The organism is Pantoea sp. 18069 (assembly GCF_902706035.1).
GTDB lineage: Bacteria > Pseudomonadota > Gammaproteobacteria > Burkholderiales > Burkholderiaceae_C > Comamonas.
The window spans coordinates 19,248-44,887 of the sequence record NZ_CACSJA010000020.1 but is presented as its reverse complement, the minus strand read 5'-3'; the positions used below and the strand labels follow the sequence as shown (position 1 = coordinate 44,887).

Annotated in this window: 24 protein-coding genes; 16 read left to right on the top strand and 8 right to left on the bottom strand. The window is 65.8% G+C overall.

All coding sequences use genetic code 11. The features are described from left to right. The first annotated feature begins 109 nt into the window (after window positions 1-109). A complete protein-coding gene (locus GVL12_RS16110; RefSeq protein ID WP_159915831.1) occupies window positions 110-346 on the top strand; it encodes a DUF2789 domain-containing protein in 237 nt (78 codons plus the stop codon). A gap of 10 nt (window positions 347-356) precedes the next feature. On the opposite strand, the gene GVL12_RS16105 is transcribed toward GVL12_RS16110, so the two are convergent. Both GVL12_RS16105 and fabI read right to left on the bottom strand, forming a co-directional pair. Beyond that, on the bottom strand, window positions 357-1,322 hold the full coding sequence (locus GVL12_RS16105; protein ID WP_159915829.1) for a cation diffusion facilitator family transporter: 966 nt from the start codon (window positions 1,320-1,322) through the stop codon (window positions 357-359). 255 nt (window positions 1,323-1,577) lie between these two features. Next, entirely contained in the window at window positions 1,578-2,378 is an 801-nt protein-coding gene (gene fabI / locus GVL12_RS16100; RefSeq protein ID WP_159915827.1) for an enoyl-ACP reductase FabI, read from the bottom strand. Between the two features lie 102 nt (window positions 2,379-2,480). Between fabI and GVL12_RS16095 the strand changes: the two genes are divergently transcribed. The 4 genes from GVL12_RS16095 to GVL12_RS16080 are packed head-to-tail and all read left to right on the top strand — an operon-like array spanning window position 2,481 to window position 8,071. Then, the gene (locus GVL12_RS16095) at window positions 2,481-4,310 is read left to right on the top strand and encodes an extracellular solute-binding protein (protein WP_159915825.1); all 1,830 of its coding nucleotides are present in this window, start codon (window positions 2,481-2,483) and stop codon (window positions 4,308-4,310) included. A gap of 11 nt (window positions 4,311-4,321) precedes the next feature. Then, on the top strand, window positions 4,322-5,353 hold the full coding sequence (locus tag GVL12_RS16090; RefSeq protein ID WP_159915823.1) for a microcin C ABC transporter permease YejB: 1,032 nt from the start codon (window positions 4,322-4,324) through the stop codon (window positions 5,351-5,353). 49 nt (window positions 5,354-5,402) lie between these two features. Then, entirely contained in the window at window positions 5,403-6,446 is a 1,044-nt protein-coding gene (locus GVL12_RS16085) for an ABC transporter permease (RefSeq protein WP_306770605.1), read from the top strand. Between the two features lie 5 nt (window positions 6,447-6,451). Further along, window positions 6,452-8,071 (top strand): ABC transporter ATP-binding protein, encoded by a 1,620-nt coding sequence (locus tag GVL12_RS16080; protein WP_235033885.1) that lies wholly within the window; start codon window positions 6,452-6,454, stop codon window positions 8,069-8,071. Between the two features lie 93 nt (window positions 8,072-8,164). Here the strand turns inward: GVL12_RS16080 and GVL12_RS16075 are convergent, their stop codons facing one another. Beyond that, window positions 8,165-9,103, bottom strand: a complete 939-nt coding sequence (locus GVL12_RS16075) for a LysR family transcriptional regulator (protein WP_200843807.1) — start codon at window positions 9,101-9,103, stop codon at window positions 8,165-8,167. A 108-nt stretch (window positions 9,104-9,211) separates the two neighbouring features. Between GVL12_RS16075 and GVL12_RS16070 the strand changes: the two genes are divergently transcribed. The 3 genes from GVL12_RS16070 to leuD are packed head-to-tail and all read left to right on the top strand — an operon-like array spanning window position 9,212 to window position 12,221. Continuing rightward, a complete protein-coding gene (locus tag GVL12_RS16070) occupies window positions 9,212-10,138 on the top strand; it encodes an alpha/beta fold hydrolase (RefSeq protein ID WP_235033884.1) in 927 nt (308 codons plus the stop codon). Next, window positions 10,135-11,556, top strand: coding sequence for a 3-isopropylmalate dehydratase large subunit (gene leuC / locus GVL12_RS16065; protein ID WP_159915817.1), 1,422 nt, complete (start codon window positions 10,135-10,137; stop codon window positions 11,554-11,556). Before GVL12_RS16070 ends, leuC begins: the two co-directional genes overlap by 4 nt. Next, window positions 11,553-12,221, top strand: a complete 669-nt coding sequence (leuD, locus tag GVL12_RS16060; protein ID WP_159915815.1) for a 3-isopropylmalate dehydratase small subunit — start codon at window positions 11,553-11,555, stop codon at window positions 12,219-12,221. Before leuC ends, leuD begins: the two co-directional genes overlap by 4 nt. A 121-nt stretch (window positions 12,222-12,342) precedes the next feature. Here the strand turns inward: leuD and GVL12_RS16055 are convergent, their stop codons facing one another. Continuing rightward, window positions 12,343-12,843: a lipocalin family protein gene (locus tag GVL12_RS16055; RefSeq protein ID WP_200843818.1), complete on the bottom strand. Its 501-nt coding sequence runs from the start codon at window positions 12,841-12,843 to the stop codon at window positions 12,343-12,345. 327 nt (window positions 12,844-13,170) lie between these two features. Next, complete coding sequence (locus GVL12_RS16050) at window positions 13,171-14,964, bottom strand: ABC transporter ATP-binding protein (RefSeq protein ID WP_159915811.1); 1,794 nt, start codon at window positions 14,962-14,964, stop codon at window positions 13,171-13,173. Between the two features lie 180 nt (window positions 14,965-15,144). Here GVL12_RS16050 and GVL12_RS26310 point away from each other — a divergent pair, with 180 nt between their 5' ends. Then, complete coding sequence (locus GVL12_RS26310) at window positions 15,145-15,315, top strand: hypothetical protein (protein ID WP_200843806.1); 171 nt, start codon at window positions 15,145-15,147, stop codon at window positions 15,313-15,315. Window positions 15,316-15,367: 52 nt separating this feature from the next. Here the strand turns inward: GVL12_RS26310 and GVL12_RS16045 are convergent, their stop codons facing one another. From GVL12_RS16045 to GVL12_RS16035, 3 genes are read right to left on the bottom strand one after another with little or no spacing between them, the layout of a single operon-like run. Next, complete coding sequence (locus GVL12_RS16045; protein ID WP_159915809.1) at window positions 15,368-15,700, bottom strand: MerR family transcriptional regulator; 333 nt, start codon at window positions 15,698-15,700, stop codon at window positions 15,368-15,370. 21 nt (window positions 15,701-15,721) lie between these two features. Further along, entirely contained in the window at window positions 15,722-16,675 is a 954-nt protein-coding gene (locus GVL12_RS16040) for a DnaJ C-terminal domain-containing protein (RefSeq protein WP_159915807.1), read from the bottom strand. 21 nt (window positions 16,676-16,696) lie between these two features. Further along, window positions 16,697-17,284: a lipocalin family protein gene (locus GVL12_RS16035; RefSeq protein WP_159915805.1), complete on the bottom strand. Its 588-nt coding sequence runs from the start codon at window positions 17,282-17,284 to the stop codon at window positions 16,697-16,699. Window positions 17,285-17,518: 234 nt separating this feature from the next. On the opposite strand from GVL12_RS16035, the gene GVL12_RS16030 reads away from it, so the two are divergent. The 7 genes from GVL12_RS16030 to rbfA all read left to right on the top strand — a co-directional run bounded on the left by GVL12_RS16030 (window position 17,519) and on the right by rbfA (window position 25,639). Then, the gene (locus GVL12_RS16030; protein ID WP_159915803.1) at window positions 17,519-18,298 is read left to right on the top strand and encodes a c-type cytochrome; all 780 of its coding nucleotides are present in this window, start codon (window positions 17,519-17,521) and stop codon (window positions 18,296-18,298) included. After that, the gene (locus GVL12_RS16025) at window positions 18,298-19,572 is read left to right on the top strand and encodes a cytochrome c (RefSeq protein ID WP_159915801.1); all 1,275 of its coding nucleotides are present in this window, start codon (window positions 18,298-18,300) and stop codon (window positions 19,570-19,572) included. The genes GVL12_RS16030 and GVL12_RS16025 overlap by 1 nt, the downstream gene beginning before the upstream one ends. Before the next feature lie 15 nt (window positions 19,573-19,587). Next, window positions 19,588-19,962: a thioredoxin family protein gene (locus tag GVL12_RS16020; RefSeq protein ID WP_159915799.1), complete on the top strand. Its 375-nt coding sequence runs from the start codon at window positions 19,588-19,590 to the stop codon at window positions 19,960-19,962. Between the two features lie 198 nt (window positions 19,963-20,160). Further along, window positions 20,161-20,742: a ribosome maturation factor RimP gene (rimP, locus tag GVL12_RS16015; RefSeq protein WP_159915797.1), complete on the top strand. Its 582-nt coding sequence runs from the start codon at window positions 20,161-20,163 to the stop codon at window positions 20,740-20,742. Window positions 20,743-20,891: 149 nt separating this feature from the next. Then, window positions 20,892-22,376 (top strand): transcription termination factor NusA, encoded by a 1,485-nt coding sequence (gene nusA / locus GVL12_RS16010; RefSeq protein WP_159915795.1) that lies wholly within the window; start codon window positions 20,892-20,894, stop codon window positions 22,374-22,376. Between the two features lie 23 nt (window positions 22,377-22,399). After that, window positions 22,400-25,264 (top strand): translation initiation factor IF-2, encoded by a 2,865-nt coding sequence (gene infB, locus GVL12_RS16005; RefSeq protein WP_159915793.1) that lies wholly within the window; start codon window positions 22,400-22,402, stop codon window positions 25,262-25,264. 3 nt (window positions 25,265-25,267) lie between these two features. Further along, the gene (gene rbfA, locus GVL12_RS16000; RefSeq protein WP_159915791.1) at window positions 25,268-25,639 is read left to right on the top strand and encodes a 30S ribosome-binding factor RbfA; all 372 of its coding nucleotides are present in this window, start codon (window positions 25,268-25,270) and stop codon (window positions 25,637-25,639) included. The last annotated feature ends 1 nt before the right edge of the window (window position 25,640 follow it).

The following is a 25,640-nucleotide window of genomic DNA, read 5'->3' as shown; positions in this document are numbered from 1 at the left end:
AGCGCTGCAACCACGGCAACGCCGTCGGGGCAGTCCTGTCACCTCGCATCCGGCGCCGCCGCCCAGGCGGCTGCGAAGTCATCAACGTGATAGTGCAAAGGACTTTTCAATGGACTCCATCAATCCCCGCTTTTCCGAGCTGTTTGCCCAATTGGGATTGGCCGATGATCCTCAAGGCATCGCCGACTTCATCCGCGAACACGCACCGCTGGACCCCGCTGTCCTGCTGCATGAAGCGCCTTTCTGGTCGGAGTCGCAGGCCCGCCTGCTGCGCGAGGAACTGCGGGCCGACGCCGAGTGGGCCGAAGTCATCGACCAGCTCAACGCGTCGTTGCGCGCCGAATAACGCCGCCGTCTCAATGCGGGCCCTGCAGCCCGCCGGGCGGGTCTACCTGCACCGTCACATGCTCGATCGCATGCTGCTCGCGCAGCAACTGCGCGACCAACTGCGGCAGCGTGAGGGGTTCGGTGCCGGGCGCGGGCGTCACGTGTACCGTGGCCACCACGCGCTCGTCGGTCAGCGTCCACGCATGGAAATGGCCGACTTCGGCGACTCCGGGCAGGCGCGCGATATCGGCCTGCGCGGCTTCGACATCGAGTCCGCGCGGCACGGCCTGCAGCAAGATCAATAGCGCGTCCGAAACCAGGCTCCAGGCCGAACGCACGACCAGCACCGCCACCAGCACCGAAAGAATCGGATCGAGCACGGTCCAGCCCGTGAGCAGAATGCCGATCGCGGCCGCGATCGCGCCCACCGAGCCCAGCAGATCGCCCACGACATGCAGCAGCGCGCCGCGCAGATTGCCGTCGTTTTGCTGGCCGCGCATCAGCACCGAGGCGCCGACCACATTGACCAGCAAGCCGACCACGGCCACGGCCAGCATGGGCCCGGCGAGCACTTCGGTCGGCTGGCGAAAGCGCGCCACGGCTTCCCAGGTAATCCAGGCGACGAGCAGCAGCAGCGTCGCGCCGTTGGCCAGCGCCGCGAGCACGCGCACGCGGTGAAAGCCATAGGTGCGCAACTTGTCGGGCGCGCGCGCGGCAATCCGGTAGGCGAGCAGGGCCAGCAGCAGCGCCGCGGCATCGGACAGCATATGGCCTGCATCGGCGATCAGCGCCAGCGAGCCCGACCACCAGCCGCCCACCGCCTGCACGCCCGCATAACCCAGCGTCATCACGAAGACCCACTGGATGCGTTTGGCGTTCGAGGCGGTGACCGACGGCGCATGGGAATGCCCGCCAGGGCCGTGGTTGTGGCCGGCGTGGTCATTTCCATGCGCGTGGTCATGGTCGTCATGCGGGCGATGGTGGGCAGAGGGCATGGGCTAGTTCCAGGGCAAGGCATGAAAGAAACGCCTGGGACGTTGCTGCCCCATGGCCTCAATTCCGACAGTGGCGCTTGGACCGGTCCTCTGCGTAGCACCACCGCTGTCCGCCGTTCAGGGAGCTGACGTGTCCCCGAAATGGAGGCAGCGAGGAAGGGCCGTCCCGCACCGAGGCTGCCGTCCCCCTCCCGCGCAGCGAGAGAGGGGGAAGCGAGGGCGGCCCATGCCGCGAAGTCGCTCAGGGGGTGCTTTTTATACCTGGTCGGCGCTCAGGCCCGCGGTCTGGCTGAAGCCGCCGTCGACATAGGTGATCTCGGCGGTCACGCCCGCGGCCAGGTCGGAGAACATGAAGGCCGCGACATTGCCCACGTCTTCGGGGGTCACGTTGCGGCGCAGCGGTGCGGCTTCGGCCACGCGGCTGAGCAGCTTGCCGAAGTCCTTGATGCCGCTGGCGGCCAGGGTCTTGATAGGGCCGGCCGAGATGCCATTGGCGCGGATGCTGCGGCCGTCTTCGGTGCGGCCCACGGCTTCGGCGAGGTAGCGCACCGAGGCTTCGAGCGAGGCCTTGGCCAGGCCCATGGTGTTGTAGTTGGGAATGGAGCGCAGCGCGCCCAGGTAGGACAGCGTCAGCAGCGACGACTTGTCATTGAGGTAGGGCAGGGCGGCCTTGGCCATTGCCGGGAAGCTGTAGGCGCTGATGTCGTGGGCGATGCGGAAGTTCTCGCGGCTCAGGCCGTCGAGGAAGTTGCCGGCGATCGCGTCGCGCGGTGCAAAGCCGATCGAGTGCAGGAAACCGTCGAACTTGCCCCAGGTCTGGCCCAGGTCGGCGAACAGCTTTTCGATCTGCGCATCGTCGCCTACGTCGCAGTCGAACACCAGCTTGGAGTCGAAGTCGGCCGCGAATTCGGTGATGCGGTCCTTGAAACGCTCACCGACATAGCTGAAAGCCAGTTCTGCGCCTTGCGCATGGCAGGCCTTGGCGACGCCGTAGGCGATGGAGCGGTTGGACAGAACGCCGGTGATCAGCAGTTTTTTGCCGGTGAGGAAACCCATTGTTTTTCTCCAGGAGGTAGTGAGGGCGGCATGCGCCGCAAAATTCTGTACCGCGCGGCAGACAGGTGGTCGCAGCGCCGGTTCGTAGGGCAGAATTGTCGCATGCGCTACTGGTTGTTTTCTTTGCTGCTTATCGGTGCTTCTCCTGCATGGAGCGCGCATGCCTATGCGTTATGGGGTGAGCCCCGGTATCCCGCCGGCTTCACGCATTTCGATTACGTCAATCCGCAGGCGCCCAAGGGCGGTGAGCTGCGGCTGGTCAGCAACCTGCGGGTGTCGACTTTCGACAAATACAACCCGTTCACGATCAAGGGCAACGCGCCCGCCTATCTGTCGAACCTGATGTTCGACTCGCTGCTCATCGGCTCGCTCGATGAAACCGCGACCGGCTACGGCCTGCTGGCCGAGGATGTGGAGGTCGCGCCCGATGGCCTGTCGGCCACGTTCCGGCTGCGGCGCGAGGCGCGCTTTCACAACGGCCAGCCGGTGCTGGCCAAGGACGTGAAGTACAGCTACGAGACGCTGATCGGCCAGTACACTTCGCCGGCCTACAAGACGCTGCTGATCGACGTTGCGGGCGCGGATGTGCTGGGCGAGCGCACGGTGCGCTTTCGCTTCCACGTACCCAACCGCGAACTGCCGCTGACCGTGGGCGCGCTGCCGGTCTTCAGCCCCGACTGGGGGCGCGGCGCAGACGGCAAGGCCAGGCCTTTCGACCAGGTGGTGATGGACTTGCCAATCGGCAGCGGCCCCTACCGCGTGGGCCCGGTGCGTTTCGGCAAGGACATCACCTATGTGCTCGATGCGAACTACTGGGCCAGGGACCTGGGCGTGCGCAAGGGCACGGCCAACTTCGAGCGCGTGAGCGTCAGGATCTACAAGGACAACACCGCCAGGCTCGAAGCGCTCAAGGCGGGCGAGTTCGATCTGATGCGCGTGTACAGCGCCGGTGACTGGGCGCGGCGCATCAGTGGCAAGCGCTTCGCATCCGGCGAACTGGTCAAGGGCGAGTTCGAGCACAAGCTGCCTTCGGGCTTCCAGAGCTATGTGCTCAATACGCGCCGGCCGCTGCTGCAGGATGCGCGCGTGCGCGAGGCCCTGGATCTGGCGATGGACTATGAATGGATGAACCGCCAGATGTTCTACGGCTCGTACTACCGCGTGCGCGGCATGTTCGGCAATACGGCCTGCGAGACGCGGGGCCTGCCCGGCGCGGCCGAGCTCGCGCTGATGGAGCCCTGGCGCGCGCAGATTCCGGCCGCGGCGTTCGGCGAAATGTACAGCCCGCCGCGCACCGACGCACCCCATTCCCTGCGCGGCAATCTGCGCCGTGCCCAGCAACTGCTGCGCGATGCGGGCTGGACGGTGCAAGGCGGCGTGCTGCGCAACGCGGCCGGCCAGGCGCTCGAACTCGAATACCTCGACAGCGGCGAAGGCAGCCTGCGCACGGTCGCGCCCTGGCAGCGCAACCTCGAGAAGCTGGGCATACAGCTCAAATACCGCGCCGTCGACTTCGCGCTGTTCCAGCAGCGGCTGCAGAAGTTCGACTTCGACATGGCGACCATCGTCTTCCAGGGCACGCACAACCCGGGCCAGGAATTCGCCGACCTGTTCGGCAGCCAGGCCGCCGACACCCAGGATTCGGGCAACTACGCGGGCGTCAAAAGCCCGGCCGTCGATGCGCTGATCAAGGCCATCACCACGGCCAAGTCCGAGGCCGAACTGCTGCCCGCCTGCCATGCGCTCGAGCGCGTGATCGCGCACAGCCACTATCTGATCCCGCAGTGGAGCGCGGGCACGCACCGCATGGTCTACAACGCCTGGCGGCTGCAGCGCCCCGCGACCGTGCCGCCCTACAGCAACGGCGAACTCTGGGCGCTTGACACCTGGTGGGCCAAGATGCCGCTGCAAACGTCCGCTCAGCCGCGCTAGAAAGACCGCCCATGTTCGTCTATATCCTCAAGCGGCTGCTGCTGATGGTGCCCACGCTGCTGGGCGTGCTGCTGCTGACTTTCGTCGTGATCCAGTTCGTGCCCGGTGGGCCGGTCGAGCAATACCTGGCCGAAGCCAAGGCCGGCGTGGGTGGCGCCACGGGCGGCGGCGGCGGCATGAACTACCGCGGCGCCCAGGGCGTGGACCCGCAGCGCCTCGAGCAGATCAAGGCGCTCTACGGTTTCGACAAGCCCGCGCATGAACGCTTCTTCCAGATGCTGGGCCAGTTCGCGCGCTTCGACCTGGGCCGCAGCTTTTTCCACAACAAGGCGGTCTGGGACCTGGTGGTCGAGAAACTGCCGGTGTCGATCAGCCTCGGGCTCTGGACGTTCTTCATCAGCTACCTCGTCGCCGTGCCGCTGGGCGTGGCCAAGGCGGTGCGCGCGGGCACGCGCTTCGATCTGGTGACGACGCTGGCCATTCTCGTGGGCTATGCGATTCCGGGCTTTGTGCTGGGCGTCGCGCTGCTGGTGATCTTTGGCGGCCAACTGCAGTGGTTTCCGTTGCGCGGGCTGACTTCGGCCAACTGGGAGCAACTGAGCTGGGGCGCGCGCATCGTCGACTACCTGTGGCATATCGCGCTGCCGGTCACGGCCATGGTCGCGGGCAGCTTCGCGGTCACGGCCATGCTGACCAAGAACGCGTTCCTTGAGGAAATCAGAAAGCAGTATGTGCTCACCGCGCGCGCCAAGGGCCTGAGCGAGCGCCAGGTGCTATGGAAGCATGTGTTTCGCAATGCGCTGATTCCCATCATCACCGGTTTTCCGGCGGCGTTCATCGGCGCCTTCTTCGCCGGCTCGCTGCTGATCGAAACCCTGTTCTCGCTCGACGGCCTGGGGCTGCTGAGCTATGAAAGCGTGATCCGGCGCGACTACCCGGTGGTGCTCGGAACCCTGTACCTGTTCACGCTGATCGGCCTGGCGACCAAGCTGATCAGCGACCTTTGCTATGTCTGGGTGGATCCACGTGTCAAGTTCGACTGACCCCGTACAAGCCGGGCAGGCGCTTCCTCCCGCAGCGCCTGCCCCGTCGTTGAGCCCCTCGCTGTCGCCCGCGCGCCGCGCCTGGCAGCGCTTCGAGCGCAACCGCCTGGGCTACTGGAGCCTGGTCATTTTCTGCGCCATGGTGCTGCTGAGCCTGGGCGCGGAGCTGCTGAGCAACGACCGGCCCATTGCCGTGCATTACCAGGGCCAGACCTACTGGCCGCTGTGGAACGACTACCCCGAAACGACGTTTGGCGGCGACTTCGAGACCACCACCGACTACCTCGATCCGTTCATCGCCGAGCGCCTGGCCGAGCCCGGCAACTGGGCGGTCTACACGCCCAACCGCTACGGCCCGCAGTCGCTCAATTATTTTGCCGCGCTGCCCAACCCGTCGCCGCCGAGCGCGGCCAACTGGCTGGGCACCGACGACCGCGGGCGCGACCTGCTCGCGCAACTGATCTACGGCTTTCGCGTGAGCGTGCTGTTCGCGCTCGCGCTCACGATCACCGGCGTGCTGCTGGGCGTGATCACGGGCGCGATCCAGGGCTTTTTCGGCGGCAAGACCGACCTGGCCTTTCAGCGCCTCATCGAGATCTGGGGGTCCATGCCCGAGCTCTACCTGCTGATCATTTTCAGCGCGCTGTTCGCGCCCAGCATCGCCTTGCTGCTGGTGCTGCTGAGCCTGTTCGGCTGGATGGGGCTGTCGGACTACGTACGCGCCGAATTCCTGCGCAACCGCCAGCTCGACTATGTGAAGGCCGCGCGCGCCCTGGGCGTGGGCAATGCGCAGATCATCTGGCGCCACATCCTGCCCAACAGCCTCACGCCCGTGGTCACCTTCCTGCCGTTTCGCATGAGCGCCGCGATCCTCGCGCTGACGTCGCTGGACTTCCTGGGCCTGGGCGTGCCGCCGGGCACCCCCAGCCTGGGCGAGCTGCTGAGCCAGGGCAAGAACAGCATAGACGCCTGGTGGATTTCGCTGGGCACGTTTGCCGTGCTGGTGAGCACCTTGCTGCTGCTGACTTTCATGGGCGACGCGCTGCGCGATGCGCTCGATCCGCGCAAGGCCCAGGTATCGGACAAGGCATGAAACCCATGAATGGATCTTCTCCCGCGCCCTTGCTGGCGGTGCACGATCTGCAGGTGCGCTTTGGCGACAAGCAGGTGGTGCATGGCGTGAATTTCGTGCTGCACGCCGGCGAAAAGCTGGCGCTGGTCGGCGAGTCGGGCTCAGGCAAGACCGTGACCGCGCTGTCGCTGCTGCGCCTGGCAGGCGAGGCGCGCATCAGCGGCCAGGTGCTGTTCGACGGCCGTGACCTGCTGGCGCTGTCCGAGCGCGAAATGCGCGGCGTGCGCGGCGGCGACGTGGCGATGATTTTCCAGGAGCCGATGACGGCGCTGAATCCGCTGATGACGGTGGGCGACCAGGTTGCCGAAGTGCTGCAGCTCAAGCAGTCGCTGTCGGCGGCCCAGGCGGGCAGACAGGCCGTCGAACTGCTGGCCACGACCGGCATTTCCGAGCCCGGGCGGCGCGCGCGCGCGTTTGCCCACCAGCTCAGCGGCGGCCAGCGCCAGCGCGCGATGATCGCGATGGCGCTCGCGTCTTCGCCCAAGCTGCTGCTGGCCGACGAGCCGACCACGGCGCTCGACGTCACGCTGCGCGTGCAGATCCTCGAGCTGCTGGGCGACCTGCAGCGCCAGACCGGCATGGCGCTGCTGCTGATCACCCACGACCTGAACCTGGTGCGCCGCTTCGCCGACCGCGCGGCGGTCATGGAGCATGGCCTGCTGGTCGAGCAGGGCGCTGTGCAGGACGTGTTCTCCCACCCGCAGCATGCGTACACGCGCCGCCTGATCGGCAGCGTGCCGCAGCGCGACGTGGTCGAGGCGCCGCCGCGCGCCGACCAGGCCCTGGTCGAAACGCAGCAGTTGCAGGTGCGCTATGCAACGCCCTTGCCCGGGCTGCGCGGCTGGTTTCGCAAAGGCGAGTTCGTTGCCGTCAAGGGCGTGGACCTGCGCCTGCTGCCGCACCACACGCTGGGCATCGTCGGCGAGTCGGGCTCGGGCAAGTCGACGCTGGCGCAGGCCATTTTGGGCCTGCTGCCGTCCGATGGGCAACTGCGCATCAACGGCCAGGCCTGGCATCTGCCGGCCACGCGCAACAGCCCGGCCAACCAGGCGCTGCGCCGCAGCGTGCAGGTCGTGTTCCAGGACCCGTTCTCTTCGCTGTCGCCGCGCCTCACGGTAGAGGAAATCGTCGGCGAAGGCCTGCGCATGCACGCGCCTGCGAGCGCCGCTGTCGAGCGCCGCCAGCGCGTGGAGCAGGCCCTGGCCGACGTGGGGCTCACCGAGCTGCAGTACCCGGGCCTGCTGCAGCGCTACCCGCATGAGTTTTCGGGCGGCCAGCGCCAGCGGCTGGCGATCGCGCGCGCGCTGATCGTGCAGCCGCAGTTGCTGGTGCTCGACGAACCCACGAGCGCGCTTGATGTGACCGTGCAGCAGCAGGTGCTGGCGCTGCTGCAGCGGCTGCAAAAGGAGCGCGGCCTGAGCTACCTGCTGATCACCCACGACGTCGAAGTCATCCGCGCGATGGCCCACGACGTGATGGTCATGAGGGATGGCGAAGTGCTCGAGGCCGGGCCCGTCTCCCAGGTACTCGATGCGCCGCGCCATCCCTATACCCAGCGCCTGGTGGCCGCGGCGACGCTGGCTTAGTGCGCCTAACACCACCCTTGAGGCGTCGTTGCGCTGCCTTGCCGTGCTACTCGCACTGTCTGCGGCAACGCGCCTAGCCGGCCGCGCCTAGCCTCAACCGCAAATCTTCGATTTGCTGGGTGGTGTTAGCCGCTCTTTAGTCGGCTTGTCGAACCAGTCGCGCATGAATTCCGACAGCGCGCGGATCTTGGCCGAGAGCTCGCTCTTGCTTGCATGCACCAGGTAGATGTCGGCCGGCGGCAGCTTCCAGCCGGGCAGCACTTCGCGCAGCTCGCCTGAAACGAGCAAGGCTTCGATGTCCCATATCGAGCGCTGCAAAATGCCCTGGTCATCCAGTGCCCAGGCCAGCGCCGCGCCGCCGTCGTTGGTGCTCAGCGCGGCGTTGACCTTGACGGTTTCCTGGGCCAGCCCTTGCCGCAGCTGCCAGCTGCCATAGGTTTCGTCGCTTTCGCGGATCACGATGCAGCGGTGGGCCAGCAGGTCCGACGGCAGCCGCGGCTCGCCCGCCTGCGCGAGATAGCGCGGCGAGGCGCAGAGCACGCGGCGGTTGCGCAGCAAGCGACGCGCCGTCAGCAGTGAATCGGGCTGCTCGCCAAAGCGCACCACGGCATCGAAGCCCTGCTCCACCAGGTTCACCGGGCGCTCGGTCAGATGCAGCTGCACCTGCACTTGCGGGTAGGCGCGCGCAAACGCCGACAGCGCGGGTGCCAGCCGCGTGCGGCCAAAGCCCAGCGTGCAGGCGATCTTGAGCGGGCCGCGCGGCAGCGAGCGCGCGCCGGCCACCGTGCGTTCGAGTGCATCGAGTTCGGCCAGGATGCGCGCGCCTTCGAGCAGATAGGTTTCGCCTTCGGGCGTGAGATGGATGCGCCGCGTCGTGCGGTTGAGCAGGCGCACGCCCAGGCGCTTTTCAAGCAGCGCCAGGCGCCGGCTGATGGCCGGCGGCGTCAGCCCCATCTGCTGGGCAGCCGCGGCCAGACTGCCTTCGCGCAGCAGCAGGGAGAAAAAGCGCAGGTCGGAAAAGCCGTCGATCATGCTCACTCAATTGATGAATTTAACTGAAGAATGAAATAAATACCAAGCCATTTATCCAAATTTCCTGATGCATATCATAGGCCCCATATCTGTCACCAGGAGACCACGATGACCGCCCCTCACACAAACCCCGACGCCGCGGCATTGATGGCGGGTCTGCACCCGCGGCAGGTGGTGGTCGACGATGGCGTATACCTGCATGCCTGGGTCGGCGGCCAGGGCCCGGCGCTGCTGCTGGTGCACGGCCATCCGCAGACCGGCGTGATCTGGCACCGCGTCGTGCCCACGCTCGCCCAGCATTTCATGCTGGTCGTGCCCGACCTGCGCGGCTATGGCGACTCGTCCAAGCCGCAGGGCGACGCCGGGCACGCGAACTACAGCAAGCGCCGCATGGCGCGCGACCTGCTGCGGCTGATGCAGCAGCTGGGCCATGCGCGCTTCAGCGTGCTGGCCCACGACCGCGGCGCGCGCGTGGCCCACCGGCTGGCGGTGGACCATGCGCAGGCCGTGCAGCGGCTGGTGCTGCTCGACATCGCGCCCACGCTGGCGATGTACGAGCAGACCAGCGAGGATTTCGCGCGCGCCTACTGGCACTGGTTCTTTCTGATCCAGCCCGGGCCCCTGCCCGAGCGCCTGATCGAGGCCGATGCCGCGGCCTATGTGCGTGACGTGATGGGCGGGCGCAGCGCGGGGCTTGCGCCCTTCGATGCGCGCGCGCTGGGCGAGTACATGCGCTGCCTGGCGCTGCCGGGCGCGGCCCATGGCGTGTGCGAGGACTACCGCGCTTCTGCCGGAATCGACCTGGCGCACGAGCGTGAAGACCGCGAACTCGGCAGGCGCCTGGCCATGCCGCTGCTGGTGCTGTGGGGCGGGCAGGGCGTGGTCCACCGCTGTTTTCAGTCCCTGCAGGAGTGGCAGAAGCTGGCCGACGACGTGCGCGGCGGGCCCCTGCCTTGCGGGCATTACATCGCGGAGGAGGCGCCGCAGGCATTGCTCGATGCCGCCCTGCCGTTTCTGCAAGGAGAAGGCGCATGAACCCCCGTCCGTTGACGCTGTACCGCAAGCTTGTCGACTCCCATGCCGTGGCCGTGCTCGACGAACAGAACGTGCTGCTGTTTTGCGACCTGCATCTGATGAACGAATACACCAGCCCCCAGGCTTTCGCGGGCCTGCATGCGGCCGGGCGCGCCGTGCCCATGCCCGGGCAGAACGTGGCGGTGGTCAGCCACATCATTCCCACCCACCCGGTCCGCCACCGCGTGATCCAGGACACGGCGTCGGCGCTGCAGGCGAGCAATCTGCGCGCCAACTGCGAGCGCCATGGCATTGCGCTGTTCGACACCAACGACCGCTGGCAGGGCATAGAGCATGTGATCGCACCCGAGCACGGCATGATCCGCCCCGGCATGGTGGTGATCTGCGGCGACAGCCACACCACGACCTATGGCGCGCTCGGCGCCCTGGGCTTTGGCATAGGCACGTCCGAAGTCGAGCATGTGCTGGCTACGCAGACCCTGGTCTACCGGCTCGCGCAGGACATGCGCATCCGCGTCGACGGCCGGTTGCCGCGTGGCACCACGGCCAAGGACCTGATCCTGATGATCATCAGCCGCATCGGTGCCCAGGGCGCGCGCGGCTTCGCGGTCGAGTTCTGCGGCACGGCGATAGCCGCGCTGTCGATCGAGGCGCGCTTCACGCTGTGCAACATGGCCGTCGAAGCCGGTGCGCGCGGCGCGCTGATCGCGCCCGATGCCAAGGCGGTCGACTATGTGCTCGAACGTGCGCCCGATATCGCCGGCGATATGCGCCGCGCCGCGCGCGCGCACTGGGCCGGTCTGCACAGCGATGAGGGCGCGCAGTTCGATGTCGAGCACCGTTTCGATGCCGGCCAGGTCGCGCCCTTCGTGACCTGGGGCACCAGCCCCGACCAGGCGGTGGCCGTCGACGGCTGCGTGCCCGATCCGCAGGACCTGCCCGAGGGCACGCAGCGCACCAGCGCGCAGCAGGCGCTGCGCTATACCGCGCTGGTCGCGGGCCAGCCGCTGCTGGGCGTGGCCGTCGACCATGTCTTCATCGGCTCGTGCACCAACGCACGCATCGAAGACCTGCGCGAAGTCGACCGCATCGTCGGCGGCCAGCGCGTCGCGCCCGGCGTGCGCGCGATGGTCGTGCCGGGTTCGGGCGCCGTGAAGGCCCAGGCCGAAGCCGAAGGCATTGCCGCGCGGCTGGTGGCCGCAGGCTTCGAATGGCGCCAGCCCGGCTGCTCCATGTGCCTGGCGATGAACGACGACGTGCTCGCACCCGGCCAGCGCTGCGCGTCGACGACCAACCGCAATTTCGAAGGCCGCCAGGGGCGCGGCGCGATCACCCATTTGATGAGCCCGGCAATGGCCGCGGCCGCTGCGCTCGCCGGTCACATCACCGACGTGCGCGCATGGAAGGAAATGCAATGAACACAGTAAATCCGCAGGCCGGCCACGCAGTCATCCACGGCCGCGCCGCGCGCCTGGACATCGCCAACCTCGACACCGACCAGATCATGCCCAAGCAGTTTCTGCGCGGCATCGACAAGGCGGGGCTGGACCAGGGCGTTCTCTACGACCTGCGCTTTGACGGCGAGGGGAAGGAGCGCCCGGAATTCGTACTCAACCGCCCCGGGTTTGCGGGTGTGGACATGCTGCTCGCGGGCGCCAACTATGGCTGTGGCTCGAGCCGCGAGCATGCGGTCTGGGGCATGCAGCAGTTCGGTTTCAAGGCCGTGGTGGCGGCGAGCTTCGGCGAGATCTTCTATTCGAATGCGATGAACAACCGGCTGCTGCTGGCCATGGTGTCGGCCGAGGATGCGCGGATCTTTCACGCACAGGCGCAAGCGCAGGAAGTGCTGGGCTTGCCGCTGGATATTGAAATCGACGTGGCCGCACAGCAGGTGCGCACGGCAGGGCACAGCGCGGCGTTCTCGATTTCGCCGCGCCACCGGCGCATGTTCCTCCAAGGCCAGGACTCGATTGCGGCGTCCATGGCCCATGCACCGCAGATCGCCGCCTTCGCGCAGCAGCACTGGCAGCGCCAGCCCTGGGTGCGCGATGTCGCGGCGACGGTACGTGCGCGGCTGGATTGAGAGCGGCTAACACGACCCAGCAAATCGTAGATTTGCGGTTGTGGCTAGGCGCGATGCCGCAGACAGTGCGAGTAGCACGGCAAGGCAGCGCAACGACGCCTCAAGGGTTGTGTTAGCCGCTCTAGCTTCCAGTCGGATTGGCGCCGTCCTGCATGACCCACAGGATGCGGTCCAGATCGATGCCGATCTGCTGGGCCTGGGCCAGCAGGTGCTGGCGCACGCCGTTGGGCAGCACCGGCGTGCGCGAAAGAATCCAGAAGTCGTCGAGGCTCGCGCCTATGATCATTGCCCAGCGGTACTGCTCGTCGAGCGCGACCACGTTGTAGCCCGCATAGAACGGTCCGAAAAAGGACACCTTGAGCGCGGCTTCGTCCGAACTGCCGACGAACTGCGCCTTGCCGCGCGCTTCTTTCCAGCGGTTGCGGCGCGGGTCGAACCCGCGGTTCACGACCTGCACGCAGCCATTGGGCGCGAGGCTGTATTCGGCGCGCGTGCGCACCAGGCCCTTCTCGAAGCGCTGGTCTATGCGCGCGACTTCATACCAGCGGCCCAGATAGCGCGAGATATCGAACTGGCCCACGGGCTGCACCGATGCCGGCCGCGAAGGCGTGCGCAGCGCCATCCACGCCAGATAGGCCACGGCGCCCGCACTCACCGCGATGGCGACCGCGGAGCCGGTGCGCCGAGCCGACGCGGGCAGGTGGCCGTAGTCCAGGCGACTGCGCAGATCATCGAAGGAGGGCAGTTGGCGTGGGGTGTGGCGGGGCATAGAACTCCTTGAACGGCATGGGCAACGAAAGCCTGATGAAGGCGGCAGGGTCGAGGACAGGCGATTGGCACCGGGTCGCCCCATACCACCAATCTACCCCGTGGCACGCTGGCAGCATGTAGGTGTTTGCTGGCATGCGCTGGTCAGCGAAGGACGACGTTTGCGGCCCGCCGGCCCGTGTCAGTCCTCCATAGGCGGGGCTTGCGGCGCGAGCGCGCCCAGCGGCCGGCCCGCGGGGCGCTCGCCGATCTGCTGGCGCCACATCGCGTAGTACAGGCCTTTGTGCGTGAGCAGCTCGGCATGGCTGCCAGACTCGACGATGCGGCCGCGCTCGAGCACCATGATGGTCTGGGCATGCAGTATGGTCGACAGCCGGTGGGCGATCAGCAGCGTGATGCGGTTCGACTGCTGCGACACGCGGCGCACGGTGGCGGTGATCTGTTCCTCGGTCAGCGAATCGAGCGCCGACGTGGCTTCGTCGAAAATCAGCAGCCGTGGATTGCGCACCAGCGCGCGCGCAATCGACAGGCGCTGCTTTTCGCCGCCCGACAGGCGCACGCCGGACTCGCCGATCGGCGTGTCCAGGCCCAGCGGTGAACGTTCGAGCAAGTGCAGGCAGGACGCCTGCTCCAGCGCCGTGAGGATGTCCGCGTCCGTGGCATCGGGTTTGACGAACAGCATGTTCTCGCGCAGCGTGCCGGCGAACAAATGGGTTTCCTGGGTCACGAAGCCGATCTGGCGCCGGACCTCGTTGTAGCGCAACTGCTGCGTTGGTATGCCGTTGAACGCGATGGAGCCGGCCTGCGGCGTGTACAGGCCGACCAGCAGCTTGACCAGCGTCGACTTGCCCGAGCCCGACGGGCCGACAAAGGCGATGGTGTCGCCGAGTTTTGCGGAGAACGACACCCCGTCGAGCGCCTTGTCGCTGGCGCCCTGGTGCTGGAATTCGACCTGGTCGAAACTCAGGTCCTGCACCAGGCCCACGCGCTGCGGGTTGGCGGGGCGCTTTTCCACGGGCTTCTTCATCAGCGTGTCGAAGTTCAGCAGCGACGCCTCGGCCTCGCGCCAGGCAACGATGATGTTGCCCAGCTCCTGCAGCGGCGCGAAGATCGCCACCGAGATGAACTGCATGGCGATCAGCTCGCCGGTGCTCAGCACATCGCGAAAGATCAGCCACAGCAGCGCAAACAGTATGCCCAGCTTGAGCAGGCTCAGCGTCGAGCCCTGCAGGAAGGACAGCAGGCGTATGCGCTTGACCTTGAGCATCTCGAGCGCGAAGATCTTCTCGGTCTGGGCCTGCAGGCGGCGCACTTCGGGGAAGGTGAGCCCCAGGCTCTTGATGAGTTCGATATTGCGCAGCGACTCGGTGATGAAGCCCGAATTGCGGTTGGTCTCGCGCACGATGGAGCGCTGCTGGTTGCGGATTTCCCGGCTCAGCAGGCCCGTGAGCCCGCCGAGCACCAGCACGCCGATCAGGAACACCGGCACCAGCGCCCAATGCCGCGTGACCGAATACCAGACCAGAAAGCTGATGCCGACCACCGCCGCAAACACGGTGTTGATGAAGGTGTTGATGAAGCGCTCGCTGTCGGCGCGCGCCTTTTGCAGCAGCGACAAGGTTTCGCCGGTGCGCATCTCGGCGAATTCCTGGTATTTGAGCCGCATCACCTGGCGCAGGCCGTCGTTGAACAGCTGCGTGCCGAGTTTCTGCACCACCAGGCGGGTCACATATTCCTGCAGCGCCTTGGCCAGGCGCGAACCGATGGCCACGGCGACGGCCAGCCCGAGCAGGCGCAGCACACCCGAAATCAGTTCGGCATCGGTCTTGTCGCCGGGATTGATCGCATAGCCGTCGATGATCTTGCCGAAAATGATCGGGTCCACCAGCGCCAGCACCTGGCTGATCGCGGCCAGCAGCAGCGCCAGCCAGGCGAGCCGGGCATGGGGCTTGAGATAGTTCCAGAGTATGTGCATAGACCTTTCTTATCCACTGTGCTGTGGGACTGGGCTGTCAGACAGACGCGCATTGCGGGCGCACGGACCCCGGGGCGCGAACCGATATCGCGGGTCGGCATGTGACTTTACCGTGCAAGCAGGCCCCAGGCTGTGGCTTAATAGCGGCTTCAAATCGCTTTTTTCATTGAAGGATGTCCCATGGGCAACAAGATCGTTACCGAAGCCGACCGCAAGTTCACGCCCCAGCCCCCCCTGCCCAACGGTTATAGCCTGCCCACGGCTGGCCGCGGTCAGCGCGTGAGCAAGGAACGTGGCGTCTCCACGCGTTCGAAGAAGAACCCCGGCAAGCGCGTGCACCAAGGCGGCTGAGCTGCGGCTTCGCTTCCCTGAAAAAAAGCCCTTTCAAGGGCTTTTTTGCTTTTCAGCGCCGCTCTTCCCCGCGTTCGTGCAGCAGCCTGCGCAGCGTCTGCACTTCTTCCATCAGGTCGGCCGCGAGCGCCGCGAGCTGCGGGTCGGCATCGAATGTCGTTTCTAGGTGGGCAATGCGCCGCGCGCGCAGCAGCGTGCGGCTGCTGAAGCGCCATTCGCTGCGGCCTTCACCGCCGGCGTCGTCGATCTGCAGCACCTCTTCGCGCACGCGCTGCACCACCCAGCCCGGGGGCTGGGCGCAGGCATGGGCGAGTTGCGCGAGATCGAGCGCTGCCGTGTCCAGCACTTCGCAGGGGGTGCAGAAAGGGGCGGGGGCGGCAGTCATGGCGTGTTCCTCATGGCAAGTTCAGGCATTGCGCGCATTGAAGCTCGGGAAGGCCTGCGAGAACGCCTCGTAGGCCTTGCGGCTGGCTTCGTCGCTGGCCGGCGGCAGCGCGATTTCCAGCAGCAGATACATGTCCCCGGGCGGGTTGGCCGGCAGGCCCTTGCCGCGCAGGCGCAACTGGCGGCCTTTTTTCCAGCCCGCGGGCACATTGACCTCGAGGGTGCCGGCGAGCGTGCGCACTTCGAGCGGCCCGCCCAGGGCGGCTTCCCAGGGCGCGATGGCCACATGCTGGTAGACGTCCTTGTCCTTGGCATACCAGCGTGGGTCGGGGCGAAAGCGCACTTCGAGCAGCAGGTCGCCGGCCGTTCCATGCCCCAGGCCCGGGCTGCCATGGCCGGCCAGGCGTATCAGCTGACCTTCCTTGACGCCCTTGGGGATGGTGACCTGCAACTCTCGGGTTCTTTCGTGCGGCTGGCCCTGCGCATCGAGCGTGGCGCTGCGCACCTGCAGTGAGCGCTCGGTGCCGCGGTAGCTGTCTTCGAGGTCCAGCTCTATGACCGCGTGGTGGTCGCGTCCCTTGCGGTCGGGTGGCGTCTGGCCGCGCGCATGGGTTTGCCGGGCGTAGGCGCTGCGGCCGAACAACTGGTCGAAGAAGTCGCTGTAGGCTTCGCTGTCCGTGCCGCCGTTCGGGTGGAACGCATGCTCCTCGTCCCAGTGCGGCGGCGGCCTGAAGCCGTCGTGCGCCTCATGGCCTGCGGCCCTCTGCGCACCGAGCTGGTCATAGGCCGCGCGTTTTTCGGGGTCGGACAGCACGGTGTTGGCTTCGTTGAGCTCGGCCATGCGGGCTGAGGACTGCGTGTCCTTGCTCAGGTCGGGATGGTGCTTGCGCGCGAGGCGCCGGTAGGCTTTCTTGATGTCCTGCGCGCTCGCGGCGGGATCGACGCCGAGGATCTTGTAATAGTCCTTGTAATCCATTCAGGGGTACTCCGGTGCAGGCTACAGCAAGGGGGCTCCCTGGCGTTCCTGCGGAACCCAGAGCAGCTGTTCGGTGTTGACGCCGGCGGCGCGCGCCTGTTGCAGCAGGCCGCTTCGGTCCTCGGGGCGCAGGCTCGGAGTGCGCGACAGCACCCAGGCGCGGTCGGTGTTTGCGCCAAGCACCAGCGCCCAGCGGTAGTCGGTGTCGAGCGCCACCACGTTGTAATCGCTGGAAATGGCGCCCTGGGTCGAGACCTTGAGCGCGCCCTGGTGGGCCGCGCCCACGGGCTGGGCCAGGCTCTCGCGCTTGGTCCACTGCTTGCGCGCGGGATCAAGGCCGCGCTGCACCATGGCCAGCGAGCCGTCGCCGTTGCTGCGGTAGTACACGCCGGTCTGTATCAGGCCTTGCTCCGCGGGATGGTCGATGCGCGCCAGCACGAACCACGGGCCCGCATAGCGCGCGGCGTCGAAATTCTGGATCACCGCGATGTCCCGGGGCACGGGGTGCGTATGGGCACTCAAGCCACAGGCGAACACCAGGCCGCACAGCATCGCAAACAACCAGTGGTGCGGCGGGGTGCCGGTTCGGAGAAGGCCTGCAGCGGACATGAGCGACTCCCGAAAGGCCGCCGCAACTGGCTGCGGATGCCCATGGTTGAGGGACTGAAGCCAATGTACCAGAGCATTCGCCGCCGCTTGTAGGCGGGCGCTGGCATGCACTGTCGGCTGCGAAGGAGGATAGGCCCGGACGCATGCCGGCCATGGCCTCTGGTTGTCCCTCTACCCCGACTGCGGGCAAGGCCGTAGATTCGGATGCCTCGAAGCACGACAGGTGAGCGTTCCATGGCTGGTTTGAAGTGGGCAGGCAGGCGTGTGGGGCGCCGTGGTTCTTTCGGCGCCCGCCATGCGCTTCTTGCCGCGGCGCTGAGCGGCACGCTGGCGCTCGGGGCGAAGGCGCAGGATCAGGAGGCCCACGTCGATTCGATGGCCTGGCGCGTCAAGGCCTGCAGTGCCTGCCATGGCGACCAGGGGCGGGCCAGCCCCGAAGGCTATTTCCCGCGGCTCGCGGGCAAGCCCGCTGACTACCTGTTCCGGCAGATGCTCAATTTTCGCGACGGCCGGCGCAGCCACACGCAGATGTCCTATCTGCTTGCCAATCTGACCGACGACTATCTGCGCGAAATGGCAGATTACTTTGCGCGGCGTGAAGTGCCGTATCCGCCGCCGCTCAGGCCGCAGGCGGCGCCCCAGGTGCTGGCCCGGGGTCAGGCGCTGGTCATGCAGGGCGACGCAGCGCGCGGCCTGCCCGCGTGCATCGCCTGCCATGGCGCGGCGATGACCGGCGTGCTGCCCGCGGTGCCCGGCCTGCTGGGCCTGTCGCGCGACTATCTCAACAGCCAGCTCGGCGCCTGGCAGACCGGCCAGCGCCATGCGCAGGCGCCCGATTGCATGGCCCTGATCGCGCGCCAGCTCTCGGGGCCGGAAGTGGCGGCGGTGTCGGCCTGGCTGGCCGCGCAGACCGTGCCCCAGGGCGGCAAGCCGCTGGCGCAGCTGCCCCGGCCCGCGCCCATGGCCTGTGCGGGAATGGACGCCGGCAACACCGCACGCCAGGAGGGCCGGTAATGCGTAAATCATCAACGCGATGGCTGCTGGCGCTGGCGGGGTTGCTGCTGGCGGGGGCGGCCGGCATCGCCTGGCTCAACCTGCGCGGCGAAGCTTCTTCGCCGCAATTGTTCCGCGCCCCGGGCGAGGTCGGCGCGCCGGCTTCGGCTGCCATGCTCGAAAAAGGCGCCTATCTGGCGCGCGCGGGCAACTGCATGGGCTGCCACACGGCACAGGGCGGCAAGGAATATGCGGGCGGGCGGGCGATGCAAACGCCTTTCGGCGTGATCCATGCGTCCAACCTGACGCCCGACCCGGACACCGGTCTGGGCCGCTGGACGCCCGATGCATTCTGGCGCGCGCTGCACCATGGCCGTTCGCAGGACGGCCGGCTGCTGTACCCGGCCTTTCCCTATCCGCAGTACACGCGCGTGCTGCGCGAAGACGCCGACGCGCTGTTCGCCTATCTGCAAAGCCTCGCGCCTGTGCATGCGCCCGCGAAGCCGCATCAGCTCACGTTTCCGTTCAATACCCAGGCGGCGCTGGCCGTCTGGCGCGCGCGGTATTTCCGCGCGGGCGAATGGCAGCCGCGCGCCGATGCGCCGGCCGAGTGGAACCGGGGGGCGTACCTGGTGCAGGGCCTGGGCCACTGCGCGGCCTGCCATTCGGCACGCAACAGCTGGGGTGCTTCGGTCGAGGAGGGCCTGCTGCGCGGCGGCATGATGGCGCTGCAGGATTGGTACGCACCGGCGCTGGGCGGCGGGCTGGGGGAGGCGCAGGACCTGGTGCGCCTGCTGCGGACCGGGGTATCGTCCACGGCGTCCGCGAGCGGGCCCATGGCCGAAGTGGTGTTTAGAAGCACCCAATATCTGTCGACCGACGACTTGCAGGCAATGGCCGCCTATCTGCAGACCTTGCCCGCACCCCGGGCACCGGCCGGGCCGGTCGCCCGGGCCGGCGACGCCCGGCTCGGCGCCAAGGTCTACACCCAGCACTGCGCGCAATGCCATGGCGAGCAGGGCGAAGGCCGGCCCGGCGCCTTCATCGCGCTGGCCGGCAACCGTGCGGTGAACCTGCCTGACGGCAGCAATGTGGTGCGCATGGTGCTGCAGGGCGGGTATCCGCCGGCCACGCAGGGCAATCCGCGGCCGCATGGAATGCCCCCGTTTTCCCATCAATTGAGCGACGCCCAGATCGCCGCCGTGTCTTCCTTTGTCCGACAATCCTGGGGCAATATGGCGCCAGCGGTTGGTACCATCGAGGTTTATCGGGCACGCGAGAAGCGGCGGCAGTGAGATGAAGGAGTCGGCATGGAGATTGAGCCCCGCAAGGGCGTGCAGCATTGGGATTGGCTGGTGGTGTGTCTGTGCGCGCAGTGGTGCGGCGTATGCCAGCAGTATCGTCAGGGTTTTGAAGACCTCGCAGCCAGCCACCCGCAAGCGCGTTTCGTCTGGCTCGACATCGAAGACCGTGAAGATGTCGCCGGCGATCTCGATATCGAGACCTTTCCCTGCCTCTTGATTTCCGACTGGCAGCACGCACGTTTTCTGGGACCGCTGCTGCCGCAGTTACCGGTTCTGTCGCGTCTTCTGGTATCGTTGCAGCGCACCGGGCCGGCGCCCGGGGCAGTATCTATGGAGGCGCAGGCCTTGCGCGATCGCATTCTTGCGGCGCGTCTGGCCTGAGTCGGCGCAGACAGCGTTTGGGTGCCGTTTGCGAGCCCTGACAATGGTTTGCGGGTACAATATAGGACTCACGACCAAACGGGCGGGTACATACCGCCCGTTTTTTTTGGTCGGTTGCATTTGGAGCTCGAAGCTGTCGGATGGGTTTTCCGGGGGTTATCGGGTTTTTTGTATTTGCAGAGATGGAATTGAATACACGTGGCACTACAGCAAATCGTTGAACAAACAGTCGCAGGCCTGGGTTATGACTTGGTGGAGATCGAGCGCTCCGCAGGAGGATTGCTGCGCGTCACCATCGATTTGCCCTGGCAGCCGCCGACGCCCGAAACGCAGGCATTGCCGGAGCAGTACATCACGGTCGAAGACTGTGAAAAAGTCACGCGCCAGTTGCAGTTTGCGCTCGAGGTGGACGGTGCGGAATACAAGCGCCTGGAAGTCTCGTCGCCTGGCATCGACCGGCCCTTGCGCCACGAGCAGGATTTCGTGCGCTTCGAAGGCGAAGTGATCGACCTGACGCTCAAGGAGCCCATGGGCGCCGCGGCGGCCGGTCAGGTCAGCGCCAATCGCAAGAAATTCCGGGGCACGCTCGAGCGCAGCGAGACCGGTGGCTGGCAAATCGTCTGGAGCGATGAGCCGGCAGTCAAGCCGGGTCAGCGCGTGAGCAAGAAACGTGTGCCCGCGCCTTTGCAGGCATTGGGATTCGCACTCGATGAGCTGCGCGAGGCACGCCTTGCGCCGCTGGTGGATTTCAAGGGCAGGGCCAATAAAGCCGCTTCATGAGCGGTGCCACTGCAGGTCAAATAAGTACGGGGCTGAGAGCGGTTAACACAATCTGGCAATTTGCAGGTTTGCGGTGTTGTGTTAACCGTTCCAGGCGGATGCACCAGGGTGGTGCCCCTTCGGAGTGATTGAAATAGGAGAGTCATCGCATGAATCGCGAATTGTTGATGTTGGTAGAGGCCATTTCGCGCGAGAAGAACGTGGAGCGCGATGTGGTCTTTGGTGCCGTGGAATTGGCTCTGGCCCAGGCCACGAAGAAGCTGTACCAGGGCGAAGTGGATATCCGCGTGGCCATCGACCGTGATAGCGGTGATTACGACACCTTCCGTCGCTGGCTGGTCGTGCCTGACGACGCCGGTCTGCAAAACCCCGAAGCCGAAGAAATGCTGATGGATGCGCAAGACCGCGTCGCGGACATCGAAGTCGGTGAGCACATCGAAGAAGAAGTCGAGTCGGTGCCCATCGGCCGCATCGGTGCCATGGCTGCCAAGCAGGTGATCCTGCAGAAGATCCGTGACGCCGAGCGCGAAATGCTGCTCAACGACTTCATGGCGCGCGGCGAAAAGATCTTCACCGGCACCGTCAAGCGCATGGACAAGGGCGACATCATCGTCGAAGGCGGACGCGTCGAAGGACGCCTGCGCCGCAGCGAAATGATCCCCAAGGAAAACCTGCGCAACGGCGACCGCGTGCGCGCCATGATCATGGAAGTGGACCTGACGCTGCGCGGCGCTCCCATCATCTTGTCGCGTTCGGCGCCTGAATTCATGGTGGAGCTGTTCCGCAATGAAGTGCCCGAAATCGAACAGGGCCTGCTGGAAATCAAGAGCTGCGCACGCGATCCCGGCAGCCGTGCGAAAATCGCCGTGATCTCGCATGACAAGCGCGTGGACCCTATCGGGACCTGCGTCGGCGTGCGTGGCACCCGCGTCAATGCCGTGACCAATGAGTTGGCCGGCGAGCGCGTCGACATCGTGCTGTGGTCCGAAGACCCGGCGCAGTTCGTGATCGGTGCGCTGGCGCCCGCGAACGTGTCGTCCATCGTGGTCGACGAAGAAAAACATGCCATGGACGTGGTGGTTGACGAGGAAAACCTCGCCATCGCCATCGGCCGCGGCGGCCAGAACGTACGTCTGGCCTCCGACCTCACCGGTTGGAAAATCAACATCATGGACGCAGCCGAGTCTGCGCAAAAACAGGCCGACGAGACGGATACCGCACGTCGCCTGTTCATGGAGAACCTGGATGTCGACGAGGAAATCGCCGACATCCTGATCGAAGAAGGTTTCGCCAGCCTGGAAGAAGTGGCCTATGTGCCGCTGCAGGAAATGCTGGAAATCGAAAGCTTCGACGAAGACACCGTGAACGAGCTGCGGGCGCGCGCCAAGGACGCCTTGCTCACGATGGAAATCGCACGCGAGGAAAATGTCGACACGGTTTCGCAGGATCTGCGCGACCTCGAGGGGTTGACGCCTGAGCTGGTGGCCAAGTTGGCCGACGGTGGCGTGCATACGCGGGATGACTTGGCCGATTTGGCCATTGACGAACTGACCGAACTGACCGGGCAGTCTGCCGACGAAGCGAAAGCTTTGATCATGAAGGCACGTGAACACTGGTTCACTGGGCAAGAGTAAGGTCAGGGAGGAACGAACCGAATATGTCGAGTAACACTGTTGCCGAGTTTGCTGCTGAACTCAAAAAAACGCCCGAAACCTTGTTGCAACAACTGAGCTTTGCCGGTGTTGCCAAGGCCTCGGCTTCCGATGCGTTGACCGAGTCCGATAAACAGAAATTGCTCTCGCACCTGCAGGCCAGTCATGGCACAGGCGGAGCTGACCGCAAGAAAATCACATTGACGAAAAAGTCGACGAGCGAAATCAAGCAGGCTGATGCCACTGGCCGGGCCCGCACCATTCAAGTGGAAGTGCGCAAGAAGCGCACCTTCATCAAGCGTGACGAAAGCGGCGAAGCCGGTTCCGAAGGCGAAGCACAGGCCAGCCAGGAGCAGGCCGGCACTGAACGCGAATCCGATGAACTGGTGCGGCGTGAAGAGGCGGCTCGCCATCAGGTGGAGCTGATTAGCCAGCAGGAGGAAGAACTGGTGGAAAAACGCCGTGAGCGCGAAGAGCGCGAACGCCGGGAGCGTGAAGCCGAGGAGCGGGCCGTAGCCTACGCTGCTCAGGAAGCCGCAAAGATTGCCCAGGCGACTGCGCAGAAGGCCGAAGCCTCGCGCGAATACAAGGCCGAAGCGGCTGCACGCAATGCGGCCCAGACCGCTGCGCGCGAAAAGGCCGAGGAAGAGTCGCGCTCGCGCGCTGCGGAAGAAGCAGCCCGGGCGAAGGATCTCGACGAACGCCGCCGCAAGGCCCAGGCCGAAGCCGAAGCCATTCGCGCCATGATGGCAGCGCCCAAGCGCGTGCTCGTGGCCAAGAAGCCCGAAGAGCCGGTCAAGCCGGCTGTCGTGGCCAAGCCTGCGGGCGACGCCAAGAAGGGCACGCTGCACAAGCCTGCCACTGGCTCGACCACGGCCCGCACCGGCGGCCCTGCCGCGCCTGCGGCCGGCGCCGGCAAGGAAGTCAAGTCCGCCAAGCTGTCGTCCAGCTGGGCTGGCGACGGCAAGAAGAAGGAAATCAAGACCCGTGGCGACAGCGGCCCGAGCCGTGGCGGCGGTGGCAGCAACTGGCGCGGTGGTCCGCGCGGCGGCAGCCGTCGCGGCGGCGGCCACGATCGCAACGATCACCACCAGCAAGCGCAGGCGGAGTTCCGTGCGATCGAAGTGCACGTGCCCGAAACCATCACGGTTTCCGAGCTCGCGCACAAGATGTCGGTCAAGGCGTCCGAACTGATCAAGATCCTGATGAAGATGGGCCAGATGGTCACCATCAATCAGCCTCTGGACCAGGACACCGCGATGATCGTGGTCGAGGAAATGGGCCACACCGCCAAGGTCGCGGCCCTGGATGACCCGGAAGCGTTCACTTTCGAGGAAACCTCGCAACAGGAAGCCGAAGCCCTGCCACGCGCACCTGTGGTGACCGTGATGGGTCACGTCGATCACGGCAAGACCTCGCTGCTCGACTACATCCGTCGCTCCAAGGTGGCTGGCGGCGAAGCCGGCGGCATTACCCAGCATATCGGTGCCTACCATGTGAAGACCGAGCGCGGCATGGTGTCCTTCCTCGACACCCCGGGTCACGAGGCCTTCACGGCCATGCGTGCCCGTGGTGCCCAGGCCACCGACATCGTGATTCTGGTGGTTGCAGCCGACGACGGCGTGATGCCCCAGACCAAGGAAGCCATCAAGCACGCCAAGGCGGCGAAGGTGCCAATCGTGGTCGCGATCACCAAGTCGGACAAGCCCGATGCCAACTTCGAGCGCGTCAAGCAGGAGCTGGTTGTGCAGGAAGTCGTGCCTGAAGAGTACGGCGGCGAGTCGCCTTTCGTGCACGTGTCTTCCAAGACCGGCATGGGCATAGACGAACTGCTCGAGCAGGTGCTGCTGCAGGCCGAAGTGCTGGAGCTGCGCGCTCCGGTCGAAGCCGCTGCCAAGGGCCTGGTCATCGAAGCCCAGCTCGACAAGGGCCGCGGTCCTGTCGCGACGGTGCTGATTCAGTCCGGTACGCTCAAGGTGGGCGACGTGGTGCTGGCCGGTCAGACCTATGGCCGCGTGCGTGCCATGGTCGACGAAAACGGCAAGACCACCAAGACCGCCGGTCCTTCGATTCCGGTCGAAATCCAGGGTCTGTCGGATGTGCCCGCCGCTGGCGACGAATTCATGGTGCTGAGCGACGAACGCCGGGCCCGTGAAATCGCCACCTACCGTGCCGGCAAGTTCCGCCACACCAAGCTGGCCAAGCAACAGGCCGCCAAGCTGGAAAACATGTTCGCCGAAATGACGGCGGGCGAGGTGCAGACCTTGCCCATCATCATCAAGGCCGATGTGCAGGGTTCGCAAGAAGCCCTGGGCCAGTCGCTGCTCAAGCTGTCGACCGAGGAAGTGCGCGTGCAGTTGGTGTATGCCGGCGTGGGCGGCATCAGCGAGTCCGACATCAACCTGGCGATTGCTTCCAAGGCCATCGTGATCGGCTTCAACGTGCGCGCTGATGCCAACGCACGCAAGACCGCCGAGAACAACGACGTCGAGATCCGTTACTACAACATCATTTATGACGCTGTGGACGAACTCAAGGCGGCGATGTCCGGCATGCTGGCACCGGAGCAGCGCGAAGAGATCATCGGCATGGCCGAGATCCGTACCGTGTTCGTGGCGACGAAGATTGGCACGATTGCCGGTTCGTACATCACCTCCGGTCAGGTCACCCGCAATGCACGCTTCCGCCTGCTGCGCGAAAACGTGGTGATCTACACTGGCGAGATCGAATCGATCAAGCGTCTCAAGGACGACGTCAAGGAAGTCAAGGAAGGCTTCGAGTGCGGTATCAAGCTCAAGAACTACAACGACATCAAGGAAGGTGACGTGCTGGAAGTCTTTGAGATCAAGGAAATCGCACGGACGCTGTAATCCATGGCTGCCAAGAAACGCGCTGCGCCCAATCGCAGCTTCAAAGTCTCCGACCAGATCCAGCGTGATCTGTCGGAGCTGATCGCCCGGGAACTGAAGGACCCGCGCGTGGGCATGATCACCCTGCAAGGGGTGGAGGTCACTCCTGACTATGCACACGCCAAGGTGTTCTTCAGCATCCTCACGGGGGATCCCGATCAGACGCTCGAAGGTCTGAACCAGGCCGCGGGCTTCCTGCGCGCCGGCCTGTTCAAGCGCCTGCATATCCACACCGTGCCCACGCTGCACTTCGTCTACGACCGTACGACGGAGCGCGCTTCGGACATGAACGCCTTGATCGCCAAGGCAGTTTCTTCGCGCGCGAAAGAAGACTGAG

Excerpts from the sequence above, each read along its gene's own strand:
- GVL12_RS16055 (WP_200843818.1), bottom strand. The coding sequence starts at position 12,843 with ATGGCGCTGCGCACGCCTTCGCGGCCGGCATCGGTGCAGCCCGTGGGC.
- GVL12_RS26310 (WP_200843806.1), top strand. The coding sequence starts at position 15,145 with ATGGGCAACAAGATCGTTACCGAAGCCGACCGCAAGTTCACGCCCCAG.
- GVL12_RS16105 (WP_159915829.1), bottom strand. The coding sequence starts at position 1,322 with ATGCCCTCTGCCCACCATCGCCCGCATGACGACCATGACCACGCGCAT.
- leuC (WP_159915817.1), top strand. The coding sequence starts at position 10,135 with ATGAACCCCCGTCCGTTGACGCTGTACCGCAAGCTTGTCGACTCCCAT.
- GVL12_RS16080 (WP_235033885.1), top strand. The coding sequence starts at position 6,452 with ATGAATGGATCTTCTCCCGCGCCCTTGCTGGCGGTGCACGATCTGCAG.
- GVL12_RS16045 (WP_159915809.1), bottom strand. The coding sequence starts at position 15,700 with ATGACTGCCGCCCCCGCCCCTTTCTGCACCCCCTGCGAAGTGCTGGAC.
- GVL12_RS16070 (WP_235033884.1), top strand. The coding sequence starts at position 9,212 with ATGACCGCCCCTCACACAAACCCCGACGCCGCGGCATTGATGGCGGGT.
- fabI (WP_159915827.1), bottom strand. The coding sequence starts at position 2,378 with ATGGGTTTCCTCACCGGCAAAAAACTGCTGATCACCGGCGTTCTGTCC.
- GVL12_RS16035 (WP_159915805.1), bottom strand. The coding sequence starts at position 17,284 with ATGTCCGCTGCAGGCCTTCTCCGAACCGGCACCCCGCCGCACCACTGG.
- rbfA (WP_159915791.1), top strand. The coding sequence starts at position 25,268 with ATGGCTGCCAAGAAACGCGCTGCGCCCAATCGCAGCTTCAAAGTCTCC.
- GVL12_RS16025 (WP_159915801.1), top strand. The coding sequence starts at position 18,298 with ATGCGTAAATCATCAACGCGATGGCTGCTGGCGCTGGCGGGGTTGCTG.
- GVL12_RS16110 (WP_159915831.1), top strand. The coding sequence starts at position 110 with ATGGACTCCATCAATCCCCGCTTTTCCGAGCTGTTTGCCCAATTGGGA.
- infB (WP_159915793.1), top strand. The coding sequence starts at position 22,400 with ATGTCGAGTAACACTGTTGCCGAGTTTGCTGCTGAACTCAAAAAAACG.
- leuD (WP_159915815.1), top strand. The coding sequence starts at position 11,553 with ATGAACACAGTAAATCCGCAGGCCGGCCACGCAGTCATCCACGGCCGC.
- GVL12_RS16040 (WP_159915807.1), bottom strand. The coding sequence starts at position 16,675 with ATGGATTACAAGGACTATTACAAGATCCTCGGCGTCGATCCCGCCGCG.
- GVL12_RS16050 (WP_159915811.1), bottom strand. The coding sequence starts at position 14,964 with ATGCACATACTCTGGAACTATCTCAAGCCCCATGCCCGGCTCGCCTGG.
- GVL12_RS16090 (WP_159915823.1), top strand. The coding sequence starts at position 4,322 with ATGTTCGTCTATATCCTCAAGCGGCTGCTGCTGATGGTGCCCACGCTG.
- GVL12_RS16095 (WP_159915825.1), top strand. The coding sequence starts at position 2,481 with ATGCGCTACTGGTTGTTTTCTTTGCTGCTTATCGGTGCTTCTCCTGCA.
- GVL12_RS16020 (WP_159915799.1), top strand. The coding sequence starts at position 19,588 with ATGGAGATTGAGCCCCGCAAGGGCGTGCAGCATTGGGATTGGCTGGTG.
- GVL12_RS16030 (WP_159915803.1), top strand. The coding sequence starts at position 17,519 with ATGGCTGGTTTGAAGTGGGCAGGCAGGCGTGTGGGGCGCCGTGGTTCT.
- GVL12_RS16075 (WP_200843807.1), bottom strand. The coding sequence starts at position 9,103 with ATGATCGACGGCTTTTCCGACCTGCGCTTTTTCTCCCTGCTGCTGCGC.
- nusA (WP_159915795.1), top strand. The coding sequence starts at position 20,892 with ATGAATCGCGAATTGTTGATGTTGGTAGAGGCCATTTCGCGCGAGAAG.